A 23,882-nucleotide genomic window follows, 5' to 3' on the forward strand; every position below is an offset into this window, starting at 1 on the left:
ATGAATATGGCCGCAACGTTCGGACAGGCAATTTCCGAGGTCGATCAACTGATCATCGGGCAGGCGCACGAACTGTCAGACAAGCTGAAGCAGCACCGGCTGGAAATGTTCCCGCCGGTCGCGCAGAAGAGCCTGCGCCAGTTCCAGCTCAGCGAGGCCGCCCACTTCCTCGGGGTGACGAGCGGCTATCTGCGCAACCTTTCGCTCGAATCCAAGGGCCCGTTGCCGCAGGTGACGCCTTCGGGCCGCCGCTCCTATACGGCCGAGCAGTTGCAGGAGATGCGCGAATACCTGGAGCAGAACAGCCGCGGCCAGCGCTACGTTCCGCGCCGGCGCGGCGCCGAGCACCTGCAGGTCATCGCCGTCGTGAACTTCAAGGGTGGCTCCGGCAAGACGACGACGACGGCGCATCTGGCGCAGCATCTCGCGCTCACCGGCCACCGCGTCCTGGCCGTCGACCTCGACCCGCAGGCCAGCCTTTCGGCCGTGCACGGCTTCCAGCCGGAATTCGACGTCAACGAGAACGAGACCCTTTACGGGGCCATCCGCTACGATGACCAGCGCCGGCCTCTGAAGGAGATCATCCGCAAGACGAATTTCCCGGGTCTCGATATCGTGCCCGGCAATCTCGAACTCATGGAGTTCGAGCACGACACGCCGCGCATTCTCGCGCAGGGCAACAGCGGCGATTACGGCCGGATCTTCTTTGCCCGTCTCGACGAGGCGCTTTCCACCGTCGCCGACGACTACGACGTCGTGGTGATCGACTGCCCGCCGCAACTCGGCTTCCTGACGATGAGCGCGATCTGCGGCGCGACGGCCGTGCTGATCACAGTACATCCGCAGATGCTCGACGTCATGTCCATGTGCCAGTTCCTGCAGATGCTGGGCGAGGTGCTGAACACGCTGAAGAGCGCGGGCGGCAACATGAACCTCGACTGGCTGCGCTACCTCGTCACCCGCTACGATCCGGCGGACGGGCCGCAGACGCAGATGGTCGCCTTCATGCGCTCGCTCTTCAAGCAGCATGTCCTGACCAGCCCGATGGTGCGCAGCGTCGCGATCGCCGATGCTGCGCTCACCAACCAGACGCTCTACGAGGTCGATCGCAGCCAGTTCACGCGCGCCACTTATGACCGCGCGCTGGAATCCATGGAGGCGGTCAACGCGGAACTCGTCGATCTCATTCACAAGGCATGGGGGCGTTGATCATGGCGCGCAAGAACATTCTTTCCAACCTGATCGCACCGGCCTCCGAGAAGTTGACGCCGGTAAACCCCGGACCGGAAGAGCACCGGCAGCATGTCACCTACAAGGGGATCGGCGCACTCGGCGCGGTGACGCGCAGCATCGATGCGCTCGCGGCCAAGGCGGATGCGGCCAAGGAGATCGAGGCCAAGCTCACGGCCGGTGAGGTCGTCATCGAGCTGGAACCCGACCAGATCGAGGAATCCTTCGTTTCCGACCGTCTGGTGCATTCCGACCAGCAGTTCCAGGAGCTTGTCGAGGCGATGCGCGTGCGCGGCCAGGACTCTCCGATCCTCGTGCGCCCGCATCCCGCAAAGGAGGGCGTCTACCAGATCGCCTTCGGTCATCGCCGCGCCAAGGCCGCCCGTCTGCTCGGCCGGCCCGTTCGCGCGGTGGTCAAGGCGCTGACCGACCGCGATCACGTCATCGCGCAGGGCCAGGAGAACAGCGCGCGCGCCGACCTTTCCTTCCTCGAGCGGGCGACTTTCGCCGGCGAACTGGAAACGAGGGGCTTCGACCGCGAGACGATCATGGCCGCACTCAGCGCCGACAAGACGACCGTTTCGAAGATGCTGTCCGTGGTGAACCGCATCCCCAAGGCCGTTCGCGTCGGCATCGGTCCGGCGCTTTCCATCGGCCGCGACCGCTGGCATGAACTGGCGACGCGTTTCGACGAACCGGCCAACGAGGATCGCGCCGTGGAGTTCCTCGCGCGCGAGCGCATCAAGCTCCGCTCGCCGGAGGAACGCTTCAATCTCGTCAGCGGTCATCTTGCGAAGGGTGACGGGCCGGCGGCGGCGCACAAGCCTGCCCCCGCCACCTGGGAGCGCAAAGACGTTCAGGCCAATATCAAGGCCAATGGCCGCCAATACACGATTGCGCTGAAAGCGGCCGACGCGGCCGGCTTCGGTGCTTACATCACACGCAATCTGGACAGCCTCTACGAGGCGTATCGTTCGGAAAACAAACAGAAATCAGGAGATTGATCCGCAAAAGAAAAAGGCCCCCTCAACGTTACCGTCGCGGAAGCCCTTCTCATCGTTTAGCAGCCTGAGAATCGCACTTCCCCGAATCACAGTCAAGCCTTTTCGGCGCCGGTTTCGGTGATGGGGTCTCTTTTGCCTGTTGAAAGGTGAAGAGACATGGAGACGGACGGCATAACGACGCCCTTCGGGCGGCGGGCGATGACGCTTGGCATGCTGGCAAGCCAGACGATCGCGAAGGCGGTCTCGCCGGAAGCGAGCATCGACAAGTGGAAGCTCTATCGCTGGCTTTGTGAGGCGCGGCCGAAACTCGGCATCAGCGACCGGGCGCTTTCCGTCCTGAATGCGCTGATGAGCTTCCATCCAAAGACCGAGCTTTGCGGCAATGAGGGTCTCGTCGTGTTTCCCTCCAATGCCCAGCTTTCACTCCGCACCCACGGCATGGCAGAAACGACGCTGCGCCGTCACCTTGCCGCGCTTGTCGAGGCGGGCCTTCTGACGCGCAGGGATAGTCCGAACGGCAAACGCTATGTGCGCCGCGACAGGCAGGGCGAGATCGGCGAGGCTTACGGCTTCTCGCTGGCGCCGCTGCTCGCAAGGGCTGGGGAGATCGAGACCGTGGCGGCGGCTGTCACCGCAGAGCGCCTGCTGTTGCAGCGGATGCGTGAACGGATCACGCTGGTTCGCCGCGATATCGCCAAACTGATCGAGACAGCTTTGGAAGACGGCCTTCAGGGCGACTGGATGCGTTATGAGGCGGAATACCGCCAGCAGGTCCTGGCGCTGCCGCGGGTCGCGACGCCTGATATCCTGGCACCGATCCTCGTGGCACTCGAAGCATTGCGGGAAGAAATCCTCAAGCAACTGGAACGACAGTTGATTTTACAAAATTCGGCTGGCAATGCCGGCCATACCGAGCGGCACAAACAGAATTCAAAACCGGACTCCACCTCTGACTTTGAACCAAGCTTCGAAACGAAGCAGGGCGGCGATGGCAGCATTCGACCTGAAACGCTGGAGAGTGGGCGGGTAGCGGCAAGTGCGAGCCGGACCGTAGACAACTCGACGGGTAACGCAATGCCAGCTGACAAGGATGGTCGCCGCCAGCCTCGGCCGGCAGCGACAAACGAGCCGCACAAGCCCTATCCGCTCGGACTTGTCCTGCAGGCCTGCCCGGAAATCGTTCCCTTCGGTCCCGGCGGTGCGATTTCCGGTTGGCGGGACTTGATGACGGCGGCGGTGGTGGTCCGCTCGATGCTGGCCGTCAGCCCCTCGGCCTACGAAAAGGCCTGTGAGGTGCTGGGGCCTGAAAATGCAGCGACGGTGATCGCCTGCATATTCGAGCGTTCGGGGCACATCAACTCGGCCGGCGGCTATCTGCGCGACTTGACCCGCCGGGCGGAGCGGGGCGAGTTCGCCCTTGGCCCGATGCTGATGGCGCTGGTGCGGGCAAACGCGCATCCGGCGACGCGTGCCGGATGATGACAAAGCGGTGCGGCGAATCTGCTTTGGAAACCGCATGTTAACCATGCGGTTCCTAATCATGGGCGGAAGACAAGGAAGCCCGAATCAATGCCGCCATCCGCCTTTGCCCAGCCGCACCGCCATTCCGATACCGTCGTCCCGTTTCCAGCCGAGCGCCGCACTGCCCATGTTCGCCGCTGCGCCGGGGAGCTGGACGGTCTCCAGGGCGAGGATGCGCGCCATTACTGGATGAGGGTCTGCCGGGAGCTGGCGGAGGAGCTGCGCAAGCTCGGATCCAGCGAACACCAGGCGCGTGCGGCTGTCTTTGCTTTTCAGGATGAGGTGCAGCAGGAGCTTTCCCGACTGCACGAAGCCGGCTGATCTCAGATCAGGTTGGATGCGCTCCCGACCAGCCCTGCCGAAAAGAGGAGCAGGAAGACGGCGGCGATGCGATAGACGAGGCGCGGCGAAAGAACCGGCGCCTTGCCGACAACGTGGCCGAGCGTCAGAAAGCTTGTCCCGGCGGTCAGCACCAGCAGGCTGAAAAGCCCGAGTGCGGGAGTGATTTCCGCGAGCGTGCCATGCGGCATGATGACCAGCCCGATGATCGGGGCTTTCGGATTGAGCATGGTCGTCAGGAAAACCTGGCCAATCGTTATCGGGGCTGCCTGGCGCTCCGCCTTTTGCTCCGAAGACACGCGCCAGAGGCGGACCGCCAGAAAAAGTACCCAGCACGCAGCGGCGATCCGCAGACCTGCGGCAAGCGCGGGGCGTCCGTCCAGAAGTGGCGCGGCGATGGTTGCGAGCGGAACGATCACCGCGAGATAGCCGAGGAGTTCTCCCGCCAGCAAGGGAGTGCTCGCCCGCAGCCCACGCGTTGCGGCTGCGACGGTCAGTAGCGTATTGGTCGGGCCGGGCGTCAGCAGAAGCGCGAGAATGGCGAAAGTGAAAAAGCTGTCCGGCATGGTCGTCCATCGGTCGGTTGTAGAACTCCCCTACCCTATGGTCCTCGTGTCGGGCAACCTTGATCTCTATCAAAGCCCTTTCTCTCCGGCGCGAGTCCCGCTAGGAACAGCGAAAGGGTTTCGGTTGGGAGGCGAAAATGACGGAGATGCTGGCTGAGGATATTCGCAGGCTTGAGGAGCAGGAGCGGTTGCTGCGTTTCAGCCGGTTCAGTCCCGATGACGCCTGGGCGCTCGGCAGTCGTATCCGGGAAATGGCAATGGCCCGCGTCGCGAGCGTCGCGATCGATATCTCTTTGCGCGACCGTACGCTTTTCCACTGCGCCCTCCCCGGCACCACGACGGACAATGTCGAGTGGATCCGTCGCAAGCGCAACACCGTCCTGCGGCTTTGGAGCGCCTCCTATCTCGTGGGGCGAAAGCTTGCTCTTTCCGGACGTGACCAGGTGGAAGCTCGCAACCTTTCCTATGCGGACTTTTCCGTGCATGGCGGCAGCGTTCCGCTCTTTGTCGCCGATCTCGGCTGCGTCGGGGCTGTGACGGTCTCGGGCGTGCCGGAACGGATCGACCACGCGATCGTCGTCGATGGACTGGCTGACTTTCTCGGGATCGATCTTGGCGAGGCGCGCCTGCCGGAGTGAGGCCCCTCCCCTCTAAGAAAGACGAGACCGTCCGGCTGCTGGGAAAGAGGAGAGGATCTGGCCTTCCGTGAAGCCGCGCCACGTCCTGGCCTTCGTGATCCTCCCGATCAGCGTGGTTCCCACCACTCTTCGGCTGACCCGCAGCTACATGGACGAGACGCGCCCCTACAGGCGAGTTCGGTCCAGCGCCTTGCAGGTCATCTTGGCCGGTATGAGCCCTCCCCACGCTGATCGCTGACCACGACGATGTCAAAAGCCTGCTCCTGCTATAGGTGCTGGAAAATCCGACGCTTCGCAAGGCGGGAAAAATACCCTAAGGAAATCAATTGCCTGTTTGGATCGTCCGATACCTATTTGATGATCTCGAATCGCAACACGGTCGCTACGAGCAACTATGACCTACCGGGAACCTTCATCAGGTAGAATTTCAACTACCACCCTATTTTTAGAATGCGGTCGCCGGAAAGATGCTCGGTGTGACCGTCTTCAAGGTCGATCATCGATCCCATGGTTTCGATAAGCCGGCACTTACGAAATTTGCCTGCAAGCCCAATGATCGGCTAGGGCCGGTCTGTCTATTGGATGCGATCGCCGATACGATGGAGATCGTTGCGCTGGAAGGCTCAGACCTGGTGGTTCTGGCCGGTCCGTTCGACTTCAGTAGGTCCTCGTCAATATAGTTAGCAATGCCGCGGACGTTGGAGAGGAACTTGCCGAGCGGGATGTCCTGCTTTCCACGTGTCCGGCATCAAGGTACGTCACTATGGTGTCCCGGTGTGCCAGGCGCGATTGCCGAAAACCTCATCGAGAGCAAGCTTTTCGCCCATGAGGGCGCCGCCTATGAGTGCGGTCTCATTGCCTACGCGGCTTGGCACACACGGTGGTAGCCTGAAGCCGGTTTACGAGAAGATGCAGAAATACGGCCTCGGCAGGAGTTTCGAATATTCTGCTGCTTCTGAGGATATGTGAACGTGATGGGTGGATTTCCACCAATCTCCTCGGGCGTTTGTTCCCGTTTCCACCTGCTGAGCGAAGTTTACGGCGGTAAACACGGGCGGATGTCCCCTCCCCGCCTTGCTCCGTCCGCCATGTGGCTCACGCTTGATATATTCAGGAAACGGTGCGGGAGGAGCCACGAACTACGAAGGCCAACGAGGAGCCGGTGCGGTGACCAATGCCGGCATCGGAGAGACCTCCTCTCTCTGTGGCATGATGCTGGTGAGCGCTCTGCAGACGCAGTTCACTACCGTGCTCCAAAAGGAGCGGGGCCGACCGTGATCGACCTGCTGGGTGACCATACGACGAACACAGCGAAGTAGATCCTGGGCGGGCAATCAAGGTTTATCCCCGTAACCTCCCCAGCCCATCTCGATGCCCTGCCCGAAATCCCAACGGCTGAGGAAGGCGGCTTGCCCGGTCTCCAGATCGGCATCTGGCGCTGCGTCTATGCGCCGAAGGGCACCCCGCGGAGATGACCGAGTGTCTCTCCAAGTCGTTGCAGCTTACCTTGAAGGGCCCGAACGTCTTTGCTCACTTTGCCGAACTGGGCACGGTGCCCTTTTCTCGCTGACTTATGCGATTCCGACCGCGCTCAAAACGGGACTGGAGAGCGGGATCGGGGGCTAGAAGCCGACCATCGAGGCTGCTGACCGTTCGCCAATTGAGGCGGCAAGACCTGCTGGACCAGGCTCGCAGCGGCGTTCATGCCGTCGCGGTCTGAGGAGGCCGCAGGGAAAGGGATGCCCATGAAACAAGTACAATTCGACAGCGCCCGTGCGCTCTGCAGTCTGATGTTCACCGCGTTGGAAATCCTCCTAGTTTATCAATGGCTTAACCTTGAATTTAACACAGTGTTCCGCATGGAGCCGGGTTACTCTCCGCTGATCCTCGCTGCATCCAGGCGCTGCTCGGCGTCGTTCTGCTGGTTCAGGCGATGGGATGGACGGAGAGCCGATAGGACCGCTGGCGCTGTGCGGCATGCTCTTCATCCCCCCTGCCCCGGTCTTCTTCGGATTGGCGGTGCGCGGCCTTGGCTTCGTCCCGTCGCTGTTCTTCACGGTGCTGATCGGCGCCTTCGCCTCGTCGCGCATGAAGCCCGGTATGGCGCCCGCCGTCGCCGCCGTCATCACAGTCTTTTCCGCGGTGGTGTTCGGCTATGCCCCCGTTCCGCCGTTCGAGCAGGTCGCCCCCTGGACCCAACTCTAGAGGGATGTGTGAATCTTGTCAGCCATCTCGCGCTCGGCTTCTCGACCGCAGCCTCGCCCACCAATCTCGCCTGCCTCGGTCAAGGCGAAGCGCGACGAGGTCTTTCAGGAGGAGGGCTGACGGAAAAGAGGTGAAGCGTTCACCGGCACCCTTCCATCTTGGATGGCGATCATCACGCAGTTTACCGCGGTCAACTTCAGCCGGCGAGGGTGACGTTGACGCCGGCTGCCTTCAGCGCGGTCGAGATGTCGCGGGGAGGGGCTTTTTCGGTGAAGAGGTCGGTCAGCGCATCGAAAGCGCAGACGCGCACCAGGCCCTGCCGGCCGAACTTGCTGTGGTCGGTGACGACGATGGCCCGCCGACCGCGTGAGACGACGGCGCGGGCGAACTCGGCTTCCTCGAGATCATAGTCCATGATGCCGATGCCGGCGTCGATGGCGCCTGTGGTGATGACGGCGTGGCCGACGGTGAAGTGGCTGATGAATTCGATGGCCGAGACCCCGAAGGCCGCACCGTTGTCGCTGCGCAGCTCGCCGCCGGCCATGTAGACGCGATTGCCGTTGACGGTCGACAGGGTGCGGGCGATATCGGATGAGTTGGTGACGACGGTCAATTGGCGGTGGCCGAGAAGCTCTCGGGCGAGGTAGCTTGTCGTCGTGCCCGTATCGAGCATGATGGAATCGCCGTCGCGGATCGTCGCCGCCACGGCCATGGCGATGGCCTTCTTGGCGTCGCTGTTTTCGCGCATGCGCTTTTCGAAGGGGGCTTCGCCGACGCTTGAGGCCAGCGCCACCGCGCCGTGCATCTTCACCACCGCACCGCTGGTGGTCAGCGGCTTGATGTCCCGCCGCACGGTTTCCAGCGAAACGTCGAGTTCCCGGGCCAGATCCGCGATGGAGACCGTGCCGTCCTGCTGGAGGAGTCGGAGGATGTCGCTGTGGCGTTTGGAATGGTTCATCTCTTCCGAACCCTCGATACTGCCCTTGTTTCATACCCTTTTGGAGATCGCCTGGCAAGAAAACCGCAGAATCGGGCGCAAAGACAGAAAAAACCACAGGCCGGAATTGACAGCCGTGCCTGTCCGGCGTGACATGGGCGAGCCGTGGCATCCACAAGAACAATGGGGGAAGACGCCGGGCGAATTTCGGGGGGAAGTGCATGGAGGGCCTGAGTACGCCCGACCGAGCCGTGGAGGACCGCATCCGCGCCTTGCCCTGCTGGCGCGGGCGTATCGATATCGCGCCGCTCAAGGGCGGCATCAGCAATGAGAGCTATCTGGTGACCGACGGAGCCGGGCGTCATGTGGTGCGCTTCGGCAGGGACTATCCGTTCCATCACGTTTTCCGCGAGCGGGAGCTGATGGTGGCGCGGGCCGCCCATGCGGCGGGCTTCGGGCCGGCGGTGCGCTATGCGGAGCCTGGCGTCATGGTCTCGGTCTATCTCGGGGCGCGGACCTTCGGTGCTGAGGATGTCGCGGCGGAGCGTCGCCGTCTGGCGGCGTTGCTCCGCCGCTTCCACGTCGAAATGCCGGCCGTAATCAGCGGCGCTGCCTTTCTCTTCTGGCCCTTCCATGTGGTCCGGGATTATGGCCGGACGCTTGCGGCCGGCGGCAGCCGTATGACGGCACACCTGCCCGGCTACATCGCACTGGCGCAGGAACTGGAGGCGGCGCAGGCGCCGCTACCCATCGTCTTCGGACACAACGACCTTCTGCCCGCCAACATCCTCGACGACGGTGAGCGGCTCTGGCTGATCGACTTCGAATATGCCGGCTTCTCCACGGCGATGTTCGATCTTGCCGGCACGACCTCCAATGCGGGTCTCTCGGCGGAGGAGGCGGAGGATTTCCTTGCCGCTTATTTCGACGGTGCGCCGGCCCCGGCGATCCGACGCTCGCATGCGGCCATGCAATGCGCCTCGCTGCTGCGCGAGGCCATGTGGAGCATGGTGTCTGAACTCCATCTCGCCGCACCGGGGGCCGACTATGCGGGCTACACGGCGGAAAATCTCGCGCGGCTCGACAGGGCGCTCGATCACTACAGAACGACATACGGGAAACATACCACATGACCCTGCCTTCCCATGCCGGGATCGTTGTCATCGGCGGCGGCATTATCGGCTGCTCGACCGCCTATCATCTTGCACGCGACCATAAGGCGGATGTCGTGCTTCTGGAGCAGGGGATGCTGACATCGGGATCGACCTGGCATGCCGCCGGCCTCGTCGGCCAGTTGCGCTCCTCGGCGTCGATCACCCGCGTGCTGAAATATTCCGTCGATCTCTACAGGGGGCTGGAGGCCGAGACGGGCCTTGCCACCGGCTGGAAGATGACGGGCTGCCTTCGCCTTGCCACCAACCGCGACCGCTGGACGGAATTTCGTCGCCTCGCCACGACGGCCGGGAGCTTCGGCATGGAGATGCATCTGCTGACGCCGCCTGAGGTGAAGGCTATGTGGCCGCTGATGGAGGTCGGCGACCTTGTCGGTGCGAGCTGGCTGCCGACCGACGGGCAGGCAAGCCCCTCGGATATCACCCAGTCGCTCGCCCGCGGCGCACGTATGCACGGGGCGAGGATCATCGAGAATGTCCGTGTCACCGGCTTCGACATGGAGGACGGACGCATCCGCCGCGTACACACCACGGTGGGCGATATCGCCTGCGAAAAGGTCGTCAATTGTGCCGGGCAATGGGCGCGCCAAGTGGGGGCGATGGCGGGCATCAACGTGCCGCTCCAGCCGGTCAAGCACCAGTATATCGTCACCGAGAAGGTGCCGGGCCTTGCCACGGATGCACCGACCGTCCGCGATCCCGATCGCCGCACCTATTTCAAGGAGGAGGTCGGCGGGCTGGTGATGGGCGGCTATGAGCCGAACCCGCAGCCCTGGACGACGGGCGACGTACCGGATGACTGGGCCTACCGCCTGTTCGACGACGACTTCGATCATTTCGAGCAGCATATGGTCGAGGCGATCGCGCGGGTGCCGGCGCTGGAGAAGGTCGGCGTCAGGCAGATGGTCAACGGGCCGGAGAGTTTTACGCCGGACGGCAACTTCATCCTCGGCGTCGCGCCGGAATGTGCGAATATGTTTGTGGGCGCCGGCTTCAATGCCTTCGGTATTGCGTCCGGGGGAGGGGCGGGCTGGGTGCTGGCGCAATGGGTGATCGACGGCGAAGCGCCGCTCGATCTGTGGGCCGTCGATATCCGTCGCTTCACCGGGATGCATCGCGACCGACAATGGGTGCTCGACCGCACGCTGGAAGCCTATGGTAAACACTACACCATCGCCTTCCCGCACGAGGAATACGACAGCGGTCGTCCGCGCCTCGTCTCACCGCTCTATGCCAAGCTGAAGGCACAGGGCGCTGTCTTCGGCTCCAAGCTCGGTTGGGAGCGGCCGAACTGGTTCGCGCCGGCCGGCGTCGAGCCGAAGGATATCTATTCCATGGGCCGGCAGAACTGGTTCGATGCCGTGGGCGAGGAGCACCGCCATGTGCGTGAGGCCGTCGGTCTCTTCGACCAGTCCTCCTTCGCCAAATACGAAATGGCCGGACCGGACGCGCTGAAGGCGCTCGACTGGCTCTGCGCCAATGACACCGACAAGCCTGCGGGCCGGCTCACCTATACGCAGCTTCTCAATACCCGCGGCGGCATCGAGGCGGACCTGACGGTCGCGCGGCTTGCCGATGACGCGTTCTACATCGTTACGGGCACCGGCTTCCGCACGCACGATCTCGGCTGGATCGCGGACCATATTCCCACCGGCCTCGATGTTACGCTGCGTGATGTGACGGAGGATTTCGGCACGCTCTCGCTGATGGGGCCAAAAGCGCGCGACGTGCTTGCGGCTGTTACGGAAGGGGATGTCTCCAATGCCGGTTTCCCCTTCGGTCATGTTCGGGAGATCGTCATTGCCGGTCATCCCGTGCGGGCGCTGCGTGTCACCTATGTCGGTGAGCTTGGCTGGGAGCTGCATATGCCGATTGGCGGGGTCGGGGCGGTCTTCGATGCCCTGATGTCGGCAGGCGCGTCTTTCGGCATCCGTCCGGTCGGCTATCGCGCGCTGGAATCGCTGCGTCTGGAAAAGGGGTACCGCGCCTGGGGTTCCGATATCACGCCGAACGACACACCGCTCGAGGCCGGGTTGGGCTGGGCTGTAAAGCTAAGCAAGACCACCGATTTTCTTGGCCGCCGGGCGTTGGAAGCGGTGCGGGGTGCACCGCGCGGGAAGGCGTTCGCCGGCTTTACGGTGGACGATCCCGATATCGTGCTTCTCGGCCGCGAGACGATCCTGCGAAACGGCGAGCCGGTCGGCTATCTTGCCAGTGGCGGCTTTGGCTATACGCTCGGCAAGGCCATCGGCTACGGCTATGTGCGCCGTGGCGAGGGACTGGATGATGCGTATCTGATGGACGGCGATTACGAACTCGTGGTCGCCATGGAGCGTATACCGGCGAGGATTCATCTCGGCCCGCTTTACGATCCCTCTGCGACACGGGTGAAATGCTGAAAGATATTTCACGAAGTAGTCTTGATTTCATCTCTCTGATCTGAAATATATTTCATTGTGTGAATTATATTGACACGCAATGCGCCTTGCGGTTAGCTGCCCATACCGGACTTCGAGGAGGAAGTTCGGTCTTCATCGAGATCAACGGCGTCGGAACATGACGCCCATGGGCTTTTGGGAGGGGCTTTGGCCCCGAGGAGGATACTTGCGCACTTTTTTGACGACGACCGCCATGGCGGTCCTTGCGACCACGCTTTTTGCCGGCTCCGCATCCGCCGAGACGGAAAGCCCGTTCCGCTGCAAGCCGGGCGAGAAATACGTCATGAACGTCATGGTTTCCGGCGTGGAATACTGGTTCCCGGTCTATGAAATGTTCAAGCAGGCAGGCCAGCAGATGGGCTGCGAGACCGAATATACCGGCACGCCGGAATATGACGTCAACAAGCAGATCGCCACCTTCGACCAGGCGCTGGCGCAGAACCCGGCCGGCATTCTCGTGCACCCGATGAACTCCGATCCGTTCATCGAGCCGATCAACCGCGCCATCGACCAGGGCACGGCGGTCGTCACCTTCGCCGCCGACTCCCCGCTTTCCAAGCGCGTGTCCTTCATTACCTCGGACAATACCCGCGAAGGCACCTATGCAGCCGATGCGATTGCCGAGAAGCTGGGCGGCAAGGGCGAATATGCGGTGCTGGAGAACCCCGGCCAGGACAACCATGACAAGCGCATCGCCGCCTTCATCGCCCGCATGGAGGAGAAGTGGCCGGATATGAAGCTCGTCGGCCGCGCGGCGTCCAACCAGGACCCGACCAAGGCCTATCAGGGCCTGTCGAGCCTCATCCAGGCCAATCCGAACCTCGCCGCGGTCTTCATGCCGGAAGCCAACTCCGCTATCGGCGCGGCGCAGGCCAACAAGGAGGCCGGCGGCAAGGTCCTCATCATGAATGCGGACGTCAACGCCAACATCCTCGATATGATCAAGGCTGGCGAGGTCTTCGGCTCGATCAACCCGAATCAGGGCATGCAGGGCTATATGGGCTTCATGCTGCTGTGGCTTGCCAAGCACCCGGAACTCATTGACCCGATGAACGACGCCAAGCGCTCGGGCTTCAACCCGATGAGCATCCCGGTTGTCGACAACGGCCTTTCCATCGTCACGGCCGAGAATGCCGATGACTTCTATTGGGACAAGTACCTGAAGCGTCGCGGCACCAAGGGTATCGAGGAGTAAGCTCCCAGGCGAATGCCATCCGCGCCCCTGCGGCGCGGATGGTCTTGAAAGGAGAGGGAGGAAGACGATGGCGGAGCCGGTGCTCACCATTCATGGCGTGACCAAGCATTTCGGGGCGGTGAAGGCATTGACGGATGTCGACTTCACGCTCGAACGCGGCGAGGTCCATGCGCTTTGCGGCGAGAACGGCGCCGGCAAGTCGACGCTGATGAACATCATCGCTGGCGTGCTGCAGCCGACCGCGGGCGAGATCCGCGTCGACGGTCAGCCTGTCCGTATACCTTCCCCGGCTGCCGCGCAGGCGCTCGGCATCGGCCTCGTGCACCAGGAGATCGCCCTCTGCCCGGATGCGACTGTCGCCGAAAACATGTTCATGGCGGCGACCAACCGTCGCCGCTCGCCCTTCATGAATTACCGCGCGCTGGAACGCGATGCGCAGGCCGTGATGAACCGCCTTGCCGCCATCGACGTCCGCCGTAAGGTCGCGGACCTGCCGATTTCCAGCCAGCAGCTCGTCGAGATCGCCAAGGCGCTGACGCTCGACTGCCGCGTGCTGATCCTGGACGAGCCGACCGCCGCGCTCACCGAAACCGAAGCGCAGCAGCTTTTCTCGATCATCCGGGATCTCAAGGCGAACGGCATATCGATCATCTATATCAGCCATCGCATGGCCGAGATTTTCAGCCTGTGCGACCGCGTGACCGTCTTCCGCGACGGCCGCTATGTCTGCACCGACCGCATTGCGGATGTGACGCCCGATGATGTGGTGCGCCGCATGGTTGGGCGCGAGATCACCCAGCTCTATCCGGATAAACTCCGCCCCGAAGAGGCGACGAGCGAAACGATCCTCGAAGTCGACGGGATTGGTGACGGTGGGCGCTTCAATAATGTCAGCTTCAGCTTACGCAAGGGCGAAATCCTCGGTATCGGTGGCCTCATCGGCTCCGGCCGCACGGAGATCGCGGAAGGCATCTGCGGCCTGCGGCCACGCACGGCGGGCACGGTGCGCCTGCATGGCGCGGCGCAGAAGATCGCGGCCTATTCCGACGCGGTGAAGGCCGGCATCGTCTACCTTTCGGAGGACCGCAAGGGGTCCGGCGTCTTCCTCGACATGTCCATCGCGCAGAACATTTCCGTGCTGGATCTGAAATCGCTGACCAATGCCGCCGGCCTGCTCGACGGCCGCGCCGAGGCGGTGCTTGCGGAGGATTTCGCAAGGCGGCTTGCCGTGCGCATGGGCGGCATCGAGGCGCCCGTCAAATCGCTGTCCGGCGGCAACCAGCAGAAGATGGCGATCGCCAAGCAGCTTGCGGTGAAGCCGAAGGTCATCCTGATGGATGAGCCGACGCGCGGCATCGATGTCGGTGCCAAGACGGAGATCCATCGCCTGCTGCGCGAGCTTGCCCGCTCGGGCATCGGTATCGTCGTCATTTCCTCGGAAATGCCGGAACTGCTCGGCCTTGCCGACCGCGTTCTGGTCGTGCGGGAAGGGCGTATCGCCGGTGAACTCGGCGCGGACGAGATGTCGGAAGAGGCCGTGATCCGCCTCGCATCGGGACTGGGTACGGCGCAGGCGACAGACCATGCCGCGTGAAGAGAATAAGGGAGAGAGGGAAATGGCAATCGACACGATGGCAGGCGCAGCGCCGAAGACATCGTCCTTCAAGCGCATCGGCACGATGCGCGAGGCCGGGCTGATAGCGATCATTCTGGCGCTTGGGCTGATCATGAGCTTCGCCTCGCCGCACTTCCTGACGCTCGGCAATTTCCGCGCCATGCTGATGAGCTTTTCGGTGGAGGGCATCGTCGTCGTCGGCATGACGATCCTGCTCATCGTCGGCGGCATCGACCTTGCGGTCGGCTCCGTCGTCTGCTTCGCCATGGTACTTTCCGGCTCGCTCTTCCTCGCCGGGCTCGATCCCTGGACCGCCTCGCTGATCGGCATTCTCGCCAGCAGCGCCATCGGCGGCATCATGGGCTTCTTCGTAACGGTCGTCGGCCTCAATCACTTCATAACGTCGCTGGCGGCGATGGTGATCGTGCGCGGCCTCTGCCTTATCATCACCAAGGGCACGCCGCTCTCGCTCTTCACGCTGCCGGCCGGTTTCAAGGCGGTAGGGCAGGGCACCTTCTACGGCGTTCCCTACGTCATTCTGATCTTCGTCGCCGTCGTGATCCTGTTCGACTTCCTGCTGCGCCGGGCGACCGCCTTCCGCAAGGTCTTCTATACCGGCAGCAACGAGAAGGCCGCGCTCTATTCGGGCATCAAGACCAACCAGGTGAAGTTCTGGGTGACGGTGTTGTGCTCGACGCTTGCCGGTGTCGCAGGCGTCATCTACATGTCCCGCTTCGGTGCGGCGACGCCCACCTTCGGCGCCGGCATGGAGCTGAACATCATCGCGGCCGCCGTTATCGGCGGAGCCTCGCTCAACGGCGGTTCGGGCACCATCCTTGGCGCGATCCTCGGCATTGCCCTGCTCTCGCTCGTCACCTCGTCGCTGATCCTGCTCAACGTTTCCGTCTATTGGCAGGACATGATCAAGGGTTGCATTCTGCTCGCCGCCGTGTCCATCGATCATTTCCTGCACAAGCGGAAGGCTGCCTGACATGCCCATCGCCAAACTGAAGCCCGCTCCGCGCGAAGAGATCGTTATCGCCCGCCAGATGCACCAGGCGCTCGTCCTGCACTTCCTGGAAGGCCTGACGCAAGCACAGATCGCCGACCAGCTCGGCCTCTCGCATGCCACCGTCAACCGTCTCATCAAGCGCGGCCGCCAGCTCGGCCTCGTCGAGATCAAGATCAAGTCGCCGGTGGAGCCGCTGGTGGACATGGAAGAGCGGCTTCTGGCGCTCGGCGGCATCGGCCGCGCCGTGGTGGTGCCGACCGTTTCGGACAATCCGCAGACCGCGCTGCTGGCGGTGGGGGAGGCGGCCGCGCGGCTGCTGCTCGAAGAGATCGCCGATGGCGACACGATCTGCATCACCGGCGGCAAGGGCGTCGGGGCCGTGGTCGCCGGCCTTCAGGCCCAGCGCCGCTTCGATGTGGAAGTCATTCCCGCAACGGGCTGCGTGCAGGGCAAGCACTATACCGATGTCAACCATGTCTCGACGCTGATGGCCGAACGGCTGGGCGGGCGCTCCTACCAGATCCACGCGCCGCTCTTTGCCGATGATGCCGCCCAGCGGGCGATGCTGATGAACATGCGATCCGTCGCGGAGGTCTTCCAGCGGGCGCGGGAGGCCAAGGTGGCCGTGGTCGGCATCGGCTCGATTCTGAGCGCGGATTCCACCTATTACGACCTGCATCCGTCCTCCAGCACGGACCGCTCCGCCATCGAGCATTCCGGCGCGAGTGCGGAACTTCTCGCCCACCTGCTGGATGGCGAGGGGCAGGTCTGCGACTACAGCCTCAACCGCGCGCTGGTCTCGCTGACGCTTCAGGAATTCGCCTCGATCCCGACGAAGATCGGCGTGGCGAGCGGCCTCAACAAGGCCGGCTCCATCCTCTCCGTCCTGCGCGGCAGCCATCTCGATACGCTGGTGACGGACGAAGCCACCGGCGCGCGCATTCTCGACCTTGCATCCGAAGAAGGACTTTCCGCATGAGCGGCGAACAGTTGACCCGTGAAATCGGACGCTCCGGCGTCAGCGCCTCGGCCGTCGGCCTCGGCACCTGGGCCATCGGCGGCTGGATGTGGGGCGGTACGGACGAGGCGCAATCCATCGCCGCGATCCAGGCCTCGCTCGATGCCGGCGTGACGCTGATCGATACGGCTCCGGCCTATGGCCTCGGGCGGTCAGAAGATATCGTCGGCAAGGCCATCGCCGGCCGCCGCGACAAGGCCGTCATCGCCACGAAATGCGGCCTCGTCTGGCACACGCGGAAGGGCAACCACTTCTTCGATCAGGACGGCAAGCCGGTTTATCGCTATCTCGGCCGGGATTCGATCATCCACGAGGTTGAGGAGAGCCTGCGCCGTCTCGGCACGGACTATATCGATCTCTATATCACCCACTGGCAGGACCCGACGACGCCCATCGAGGAAACCGTCGCCGCGCTGGAGGCGCTGAAACAGGCCGGCAAGATCCGCGCCATCGGCGCGAGCAACGTCAACCGGTCGGAACTCGAAGCCTATATCCAGACCGGGTCGCTCGATGCGATCCAGGAGCAGTTCAGCATGATCGATCGCGAGATCGAGGCGGACCTGCTGCCGCTCACTGTTCGAAACGGCGTGTCGACGCTCAGCTATTCCTCGCTGGCGCTCGGCCTGCTGTCCGGCACGATAGGTCCGGAACGCATCTTCGCGGGCGACGACCAGCGCAAGGACAATCCGCGCTTCTCCGTTTCCAACCGGCAGAAGGCGACGGATTTTGCCGGAGCGATCCGGCCGGTCGCCGAGCGGCATGGCGCGAGCATCGCCCAGGTCGTCATTGCCTGGACGCTGGCGCAGCCGGGGGTGACATTTGCCCTCTGCGGGGCGCGCAACCCGGCGCAGGCGCTCGACAATGCGCGGGCCGGCACCTTGCGGCTCGGGGCCGATGACCTTGCGGCCATCGATGCCGCGATCGCCGCGAAACTGGCCGATATGGACGGATAACGGGCTGCCATCATGAACCGGAAAGAGACATTGCACGGGCTGCGCCACAGCCCGAAGGTGGACGTGTGTGTCCTCGGCGGCGGCATCAACGGGCTCAGCGTCTTCCGCGAGCTGGCGCTGCAGGGCGTGAACGTGCTGCTGGTCGAGAAGGCGGATTACTGCTCCGGTGCCAGCGCGGCGCTGTCGCGCATGGTGCATGGCGGGCTGCGCTATCTGGAGAACGGCGAATTCAGCCTCGTCCGGGAATCCCTCGTCGAGCGCGACCGGCTGCTGCGCAACGCGCCGCACTACGTCGCCCCGCTGCCGACCACGGTGCCGATCTTCGATACCTTCTCCGGCCTTGCCAACGGCATCGTGCGCTTCCTCGGCCTTACCCGCCGTCCCAGCCGCCGCGGCGCCATCGCCATCAAGGCCGGCCTCGGTATCTATGATTTCCTGACGCGCAAGCGCGCGCTGATGCCCAAGCACCAGTTCCGCAGCCGCAAGGCGACCCTCGGCAAGTGGCCGGCGCTCAATCCGGCCATCCGCAATTCCGCGACCTATTACGACGCCTGGGTCAGCCATCCCGAACGCATCGGCATCGAGCTTCTGCGCGACGGCCTCTCGGCCGGGCCGGATGCGATGGCGCTGAACTATGCGACGGTCGAGGAGAACGGGGCCGGCAGTTTCCTGCTGCGTGACGGCGTTTCCGGTGAGACGCTGCCCATCCAGCCCCGGCTGGTCGTCAATGCGACGGGCGGCTGGATCGATATCGCCAATGGCACGCTGTTCCCGCAGGAAGCGCGTCCTGCGCCGCTGATGGGGGGCACCAAGGGTTCGCACCTCATCGTCGACAATCCCGCGCTCCGCGACATGCTCGACGGCCACATGATCTACTACGAGAACGAGGACGGGCGTATCTGCATCCTGTTCCCCTATCTCGGCAAGGTGCTGGTCGGCTCGACGGATATCCGTGTCGACGATCCCGGCACGGTGCGCTGCGAGGCGGATGAGCGGGACTACATCCTGCAATCCCTCTCCTTCGTGCTGCCCGGCGTGACGATCCGTCCGGAAGAAATCGTCTTCCAGTTTGCCGGCGTGCGCCCCCTGCCGGCCAGCAACGACAGCTTTACCGGCCGCATCCCGCGCGATCATTTCTGCACCGTGCTCGAAGGCGAGAACGGCGGACCGCCGGTGCTCTGCATGATCGGCGGCAAATGGACGACGTTCCGCTCCTTCGGGGAACTGGCCGCCGACATGGCGCTGGAGCGGCTGGGCCTGTCGCGCCGCATCGATACGGCGGAGCGTACCTTCGGCGGGGGGAGGGCTTTCCCCAGGGACCGCGCAAGCTGGATTCGCAAGCTCGCCGTCTCGTCTGGTCTCTCCGAACAGCGGACGGCGATGCTGTTCGATCGCTACGGCACGGATGCGGAGGACGTCGCGACCTTCCTCGTCGCCGGACCGGACCACGCCTTGCCTCACGGCGGCTACAGCGCCCGGGAACTGCTCTTCCTGATCCGCGAGGAGGCGGTTGAGCATCTCGACGACCTGTTGCTGCGCCGCACGACACTGGCGATTTCCGGCGAACTCTCGCTGGCCATGGCCGAGGCCGTTCTGGCGGTTCTGGCCGCCGAAAAGGGCTGGTCCGCAGCGCGCACCGCCGAGGAACGCACCCGCTTTCTCAACCTCATGCACGAGCGCCACGGCGTCTGCGAGCAAACCCTTTCCGCAAGGAACGAACACAGGAGTGAACTATGCGAAACAACCGCAAGGTCCGGATGAACCGGCTGTTCGGCAACGGCCGTTGCCTGGACGTGGCGATCGATCATGGCGTGTGCAACGAACCGTCTTTCCTCGACGGGCTGGAGAACATGCCGGCCGTCGTGAAGGCGCTGGTGGACGCAAGGCCAGACGCGATCCAGATGAACTACGGCCAGGCCGACCTGCTGCAGGACATCCCCGGCAAGGACAAGCCGGCGCTCGTCATGCGCATCGACATGGGCAATCCCTATAACCGCATCCGCCACCGCGACATGTGGGCGGTCCTCCAGAACGAAGCCGAGCCGCTGGTCGGTGCGCTGGAGATGGATGCGGCCTGCGTGGTGGTGAACCTCTTCATGCTGCCGGATGAACCGGATCTCTTCCGCCAGTGCGTGCAGAACATCTCCCGCGTCCGGGCGGACTGCGAGAAGTATGGCATGCCGCTGATGATCGAGCCGCTGGTCATGCAGCCGGTTACCGAGCGCGGGGGCTACATGGTCGATGGCGACGCGGAGAAGATCGTCACGCTGACGCGGCTTGCCCGTGAAATGGGCGCTGATATCGTCAAGGCCGATCCGACGACGAATGCGGAGGACTTCCACCGGGTCGTCGAGGCGGCGCGGTGCCCGGTTCTGGTGCGCGGCGGCGGCAAGGAGGACCTTCGCGCCGTCTTCGACAAATCCGCCGCCTTGATGCGGCAGGGCGCAATGGGCATGGTCTATGGGCGCAACATCTACCAGCATGCCAATCCGAGCGCCGTGGTGCGCGGGCTGATGGCGATCATCCATGCAGATGCGAGCGGCGAGGAAGCCTTCGCCGTCTACCAGCAGGGTTGATGGGCAATGCGGACCTTGGGAGGGGTTCACGATGGGTGAGTATCTGTTGGGGCTGGATGCCGGCAACACCGTCATCAAGGCGGTGATCTTCGACTGCGCGGGCCGGGAGCTGGCGCATGCCGGTGAGGAAGGCCATAGCCGCATGCCGCAGCCCGGCCATGTCGAGCGCGATCTCGGCGAACTCTGGGCCAATGCCAAACGCGTCATCCGCGCCTGCCTCGACAAGGCGGGCATCGCGGCGGGCGATATCGCGGCCATTGGCTGCGCCGGGCACGGCAACGGCTTCTATGCGCTGGACAAAGACGGCGAGCCGCTGATCGGCATCCAGTCGCTCGATACACGGGCGACCGGCCTCGTCGAGGAATGGGCATCTGCCGGTGTCGGTGAGCGGACCTATCCCATCGCCCGCCAGCGCCCTTGGCCCTCCCAGACACCGACGCTGCTTGCCTGGCTGAAGCGCCACAGGCCGGACCTCTTCAAGCGGATCGGCACGGTATTCTTCTCCAAGGATTTCGTCGTCAACCGGCTGACGGGCGCGCGCGTCAGCGAGATGTCGGACATGTCCGGCGCGGGGCTGCTCGACCTTGCGGCGCGGCGCTATGACAGGGCGCTGATGGAGGCCTATGGCCTTGGCGATTGCATGGACATGCTGCCGCCGCTCATCGAAAGCGCCGATATCGCCGGGCGTGTGACGGAGGACGTGGCGCGGGAAACCGGGCTTGCCGCAGGAACGCCGGTCGTCGGCGGGCTGTTCGACGTCGTCGCCTCGGCGCTCGGCTCGGGTGTTTCGCGCACGGGCAGCGCCTCCGTTATCGCCGGCACCTGGAGCATCAACCAGGTGATCATCGACAAGCCGGATCTCAATGGCCCGGTCTTCATGTCCTCGACCTTCGACCGCAGCCGCTACATGGCAATGGAAAACAGCGCCACCTCGGCCGCCAATCTCGAATGGCTGGTACGGGAATTCTTCGAAGGCGATCACCATGGGGAAGTCTCGCCCTTCGACGCCTGCTGCGCGCTGGCGGCGGCGGTCGAGCCGGCGGCGGATGATCCGCTTTACCATCCCTATCTCTACGGCGCGCAGCAGGACGGGCACGCGCGGGCAGGCTTCTACGGCATGGCCGGCTGGCACACAAAGGGGCATCTCGTCCGCGCGCTGCTGGAGGGGGTCGCCTTCGGCCATCGCCAGCATGTGGAGACCATTCGCAAGGCGGGTGCGACCTTCGAGGAGGCCGTGCTTTCCGGCGGCGGCTCGCGTAGCCGGCTCTGGCCGCAGATTTTCGCCGACGTGCTGGGCGTTCCCGTCTCGGTGGCGGTTTCGCGGGAGACCGGGGCGCTCGGCGCGGCAATCGCGGCGGGTACCGGCGTCGGCCTCTTTGCCGATTTCACGGAAGGGGCGGATGCCATGGTGAAGGTCGACCGGCACTATAAGCCGAATGGAGCGCTCGCCGCGCACTACAACAGGCGCTATGCGCTCTACACGGATATTGCCGAAGCGATGACGCCGCTCTGGCGGCGGCTCACGGCATCGGAAAAGGTAGCGACGGGAGTTGCGGCGTGAGCATGCCTATCGATGAAAAGCCGGTGGACGAAGGCAGCTACGATTTCATCGTGGTTGGCGCGGGATCGGCAGGCTGCGTGCTGGCGAACCGGCTTTCCGCCGATCCGAGGAACCGGGTGCTGCTGCTCGAGGCAGGCGGCTCGGACCGCTACCACTGGGTCCATATCCCGATCGGCTACCTCTACTGCATGGGCAATCCACGCACCGACTGGATGATGAAGACGGCGGCGGAGGTGGGGCTGAACGGCCGCGCGCTGAACTATCCGCGTGGCAAGGTGCTGGGCGGCTGCTCGTCGATCAACGGCATGATCTACATGCGCGGGCAGGCGGCCGATTATGACGGCTGGCGGCAGGCGGGCAATGCCGGCTGGGGCTGGGACGATGTTCTGCCCTATTTCGTGAAGTCGGAGGATAATTACCGCGGAAAATCCGCCATGCATGGCGCCGGCGGCGAATGGCGCGTCGAGCGCCAGCGCCTCTCCTGGCCCATTCTCGACGCCTTCCGCGATGGTGCCGAAGAACTCGGCATCGCCAAGACCGACGATTTCAACGACGGCGACAACGAGGGGTCCGGTTATTTCGAGGTGAACCAGCGCGGCGGCCTGCGCTGGAACACGACGAAGGCTTTCCTGCGCCCCGCGATGAAGCGCGGGAACCTGCGCGTGCTGACCGGTGCGGAGACGGAGCGGCTGGAATTCGACGGCAAGGTCGTGACCGGCGTTCGCTTCCGGCTCAATGGCCGGCTCTGCGCTGCGCGGGCGTCGCGCGAGGTAGTGCTTTCGGCCGGCGCGATCAACTCGCCAAAAATCCTGGAACTGTCGGGCGTCGGCCGGCCTGACCTGCTCTCCGGCCTCGGCATCCCGGTCCATCACGATTTGCCGGGCGTCGGCGAGAACCTGCAGGACCACCTTCAGATCCGCACGGTGTTCCGCATCGAGGGTGCACGCACGCTCAACCAGCTTTATCACAACCTCCTCAGCCGCGCAGGGATGGGCCTGCAATATGCGATCAGCCGTTCCGGCCCGCTCTCGATGGCGCCGAGCCAGCTCGGCATCTTTGCGAAGAGCGATCCGGCCGTCGCGACGGCCGATCTCGAATATCACGTCCAGCCGCTCAGCACTGACAGGCTCGGCGAGCCGCTGCACCGCTATCCGGCCGTCACGGTTTCCGTCTGCAATTTGCGGCCTGAAAGCCGCGGTACGGTGCATGTGACGGCGCGCGATAACACGTTGCCACCGGAAATCCGCCCCAACTACCTCTCAACGCCGGGCGACAGGCTGCTGGCCGCAAAGTCCATCCGCCATGCCCGCAGCCTGATGGAGACGCAGGCGATCTCGCGCTTTCGTCCGCAGGAAATGCTGCCGGGTACGGGGTTCCAGAGCGACGATGAGCTTGTCCGCCGGGCCGGCGATATCGCGACCACCATCTTCCACCCCGTAGGCACCTGCAAGATGGGCGGCGATTCGATGGCGGTGGTGGATGCGAAGCTGCGCGTGCACGGCCTCGACCGGCTCCGCGTCGTCGACGCCTCGATCATGCCGACCATCGTTTCCGGCAATACCAATTCGCCGGTGATCATGATCGCCGAGAAGGCGGCGGAGGCGATGCTGGAGAGGAACTAGGACCCGATCCGGTTGAGGAAGGCCAGTACCGCTTCGTTGAAGAGCGTAGGCCTTTGCAGCGGCGCGAAATGGCTGACGCCGGGTAGCGTGACGAGCGTGGCACGGGGAATGTTTGCGGCCAGATAGGCAGCGTGTTCCGGGCGGATGGCGCAAAAACAACCGTGAGGCAGTCGTGAGTTTTGAGAGGTTGCGGAGCAATGCGGCATTTGCATAGCCGCATTGCACAATAAATATTTTCCATCTGGTCAAGAAATGGGCATAGTGCATGCAGCTGATGCAC

18 protein-coding genes and 2 pseudogenes are annotated in these 23,882 nt (G+C 63.9%); 17 read left to right on the forward strand and 3 right to left on the reverse strand.

Annotated elements, in window-relative coordinates:
• Positions 1 to 6 precede the first annotated feature (6 nt).
• The 4 genes from repA (at position 7) to MOE34_RS21520 (ending at position 4,076) form a co-directional block, all read left to right on the forward strand.
• Complete coding sequence (gene repA / locus MOE34_RS21505) at positions 7 to 1,209, forward strand: plasmid partitioning protein RepA (RefSeq protein WP_431522459.1); 1,203 nt, start codon at positions 7 to 9, stop codon at positions 1,207 to 1,209.
• A gap of 2 nt (positions 1,210 to 1,211) precedes the next feature.
• On the forward strand, positions 1,212 to 2,234 hold the full coding sequence (repB, locus tag MOE34_RS21510) for a plasmid partitioning protein RepB (RefSeq protein ID WP_242224547.1): 1,023 nt from the start codon (positions 1,212 to 1,214) through the stop codon (positions 2,232 to 2,234).
• Between the two features lie 156 nt (positions 2,235 to 2,390).
• Complete coding sequence (gene repC / locus MOE34_RS21515; RefSeq protein ID WP_242224549.1) at positions 2,391 to 3,713, forward strand: plasmid replication protein RepC; 1,323 nt, start codon at positions 2,391 to 2,393, stop codon at positions 3,711 to 3,713.
• A gap of 90 nt (positions 3,714 to 3,803) precedes the next feature.
• Complete coding sequence (locus MOE34_RS21520) at positions 3,804 to 4,076, forward strand: DUF6074 family protein (protein ID WP_242224551.1); 273 nt, start codon at positions 3,804 to 3,806, stop codon at positions 4,074 to 4,076.
• A 2-nt stretch (positions 4,077 to 4,078) separates the two neighbouring features.
• On the opposite strand, the gene MOE34_RS21525 is transcribed toward MOE34_RS21520, so the two are convergent.
• Positions 4,079 to 4,660, reverse strand: coding sequence for a LysE family translocator (locus tag MOE34_RS21525; RefSeq protein ID WP_242224553.1), 582 nt, complete (start codon positions 4,658 to 4,660; stop codon positions 4,079 to 4,081).
• Positions 4,661 to 4,797: 137 nt separating this feature from the next.
• Here MOE34_RS21525 and MOE34_RS21530 point away from each other — a divergent pair, with 137 nt between their 5' ends.
• Entirely contained in the window at positions 4,798 to 5,298 is a 501-nt protein-coding gene (locus MOE34_RS21530) for a heme-degrading domain-containing protein (RefSeq protein ID WP_242224555.1), read from the forward strand.
• A gap of 1,745 nt (positions 5,299 to 7,043) precedes the next feature.
• A pseudogene (locus MOE34_RS21535) lies at positions 7,044 to 7,503 on the forward strand (tripartite tricarboxylate transporter TctB family protein).
• 196 nt (positions 7,504 to 7,699) lie between these two features.
• Here MOE34_RS21535 and MOE34_RS21540 read toward each other — a convergent pair.
• Entirely contained in the window at positions 7,700 to 8,461 is a 762-nt protein-coding gene (locus tag MOE34_RS21540; protein WP_242224557.1) for a DeoR/GlpR family DNA-binding transcription regulator, read from the reverse strand.
• A gap of 200 nt (positions 8,462 to 8,661) precedes the next feature.
• On the opposite strand from MOE34_RS21540, the gene MOE34_RS21545 reads away from it, so the two are divergent.
• From MOE34_RS21545 to MOE34_RS21595, 11 genes are all read left to right on the forward strand, one after another.
• On the forward strand, positions 8,662 to 9,573 hold the full coding sequence (locus tag MOE34_RS21545; RefSeq protein WP_242224560.1) for a phosphotransferase: 912 nt from the start codon (positions 8,662 to 8,664) through the stop codon (positions 9,571 to 9,573).
• Positions 9,570 to 12,011, forward strand: a complete 2,442-nt coding sequence (locus MOE34_RS21550) for a GcvT family protein (protein ID WP_242224562.1) — start codon at positions 9,570 to 9,572, stop codon at positions 12,009 to 12,011. The genes MOE34_RS21545 and MOE34_RS21550 overlap by 4 nt, the downstream gene beginning before the upstream one ends.
• 205 nt (positions 12,012 to 12,216) lie before the next feature.
• Positions 12,217 to 13,245, forward strand: coding sequence for a substrate-binding domain-containing protein (locus tag MOE34_RS21555; protein WP_242224564.1), 1,029 nt, complete (start codon positions 12,217 to 12,219; stop codon positions 13,243 to 13,245).
• A 67-nt stretch (positions 13,246 to 13,312) separates the two neighbouring features.
• On the forward strand, positions 13,313 to 14,839 hold the full coding sequence (locus tag MOE34_RS21560; RefSeq protein WP_242224566.1) for a sugar ABC transporter ATP-binding protein: 1,527 nt from the start codon (positions 13,313 to 13,315) through the stop codon (positions 14,837 to 14,839).
• 22 nt (positions 14,840 to 14,861) lie between these two features.
• A complete protein-coding gene (locus MOE34_RS21565; protein ID WP_242224569.1) occupies positions 14,862 to 15,851 on the forward strand; it encodes an ABC transporter permease in 990 nt (329 codons plus the stop codon).
• Between the two features lies 1 nt (position 15,852).
• The gene (locus tag MOE34_RS21570) at positions 15,853 to 16,851 is read left to right on the forward strand and encodes a sugar-binding transcriptional regulator (RefSeq protein ID WP_242224571.1); all 999 of its coding nucleotides are present in this window, start codon (positions 15,853 to 15,855) and stop codon (positions 16,849 to 16,851) included.
• Entirely contained in the window at positions 16,848 to 17,843 is a 996-nt protein-coding gene (locus MOE34_RS21575) for an aldo/keto reductase (protein WP_242224573.1), read from the forward strand. Before MOE34_RS21570 ends, MOE34_RS21575 begins: the two co-directional genes overlap by 4 nt.
• 12 nt (positions 17,844 to 17,855) lie before the next feature.
• Entirely contained in the window at positions 17,856 to 19,604 is a 1,749-nt protein-coding gene (locus MOE34_RS21580) for a glycerol-3-phosphate dehydrogenase/oxidase (RefSeq protein WP_242224575.1), read from the forward strand.
• On the forward strand, positions 19,577 to 20,419 hold the full coding sequence (locus MOE34_RS21585; protein ID WP_431522460.1) for a class I fructose-bisphosphate aldolase: 843 nt from the start codon (positions 19,577 to 19,579) through the stop codon (positions 20,417 to 20,419). The genes MOE34_RS21580 and MOE34_RS21585 overlap by 28 nt, the downstream gene beginning before the upstream one ends.
• 31 nt (positions 20,420 to 20,450) lie before the next feature.
• Positions 20,451 to 21,980, forward strand: a complete 1,530-nt coding sequence (locus MOE34_RS21590) for an FGGY-family carbohydrate kinase (protein ID WP_242224577.1) — start codon at positions 20,451 to 20,453, stop codon at positions 21,978 to 21,980.
• Positions 21,981 to 21,982: 2 nt separating this feature from the next.
• Positions 21,983 to 23,602 carry a GMC family oxidoreductase gene (locus tag MOE34_RS21595; RefSeq protein ID WP_242224896.1) on the forward strand — a complete coding sequence of 540 codons (1,620 nt, stop codon included), beginning with the start codon at positions 21,983 to 21,985 and terminating at the stop codon, positions 23,600 to 23,602.
• Here the strand turns inward: MOE34_RS21595 and MOE34_RS21600 are convergent.
• Positions 23,599 to 23,748 (reverse strand): annotated as a pseudogene (locus MOE34_RS21600) (alpha/beta fold hydrolase); the annotation flags it as partial. The gene MOE34_RS21595 and the pseudogene MOE34_RS21600 sit on opposite strands and share 4 nt — an antisense overlap.
• Positions 23,749 to 23,882 lie beyond the last annotated feature (134 nt).

The organism is Shinella zoogloeoides (assembly GCF_022682305.1).
Classification (GTDB): domain Bacteria; phylum Pseudomonadota; class Alphaproteobacteria; order Rhizobiales; family Rhizobiaceae; genus Shinella; species Shinella zoogloeoides_B.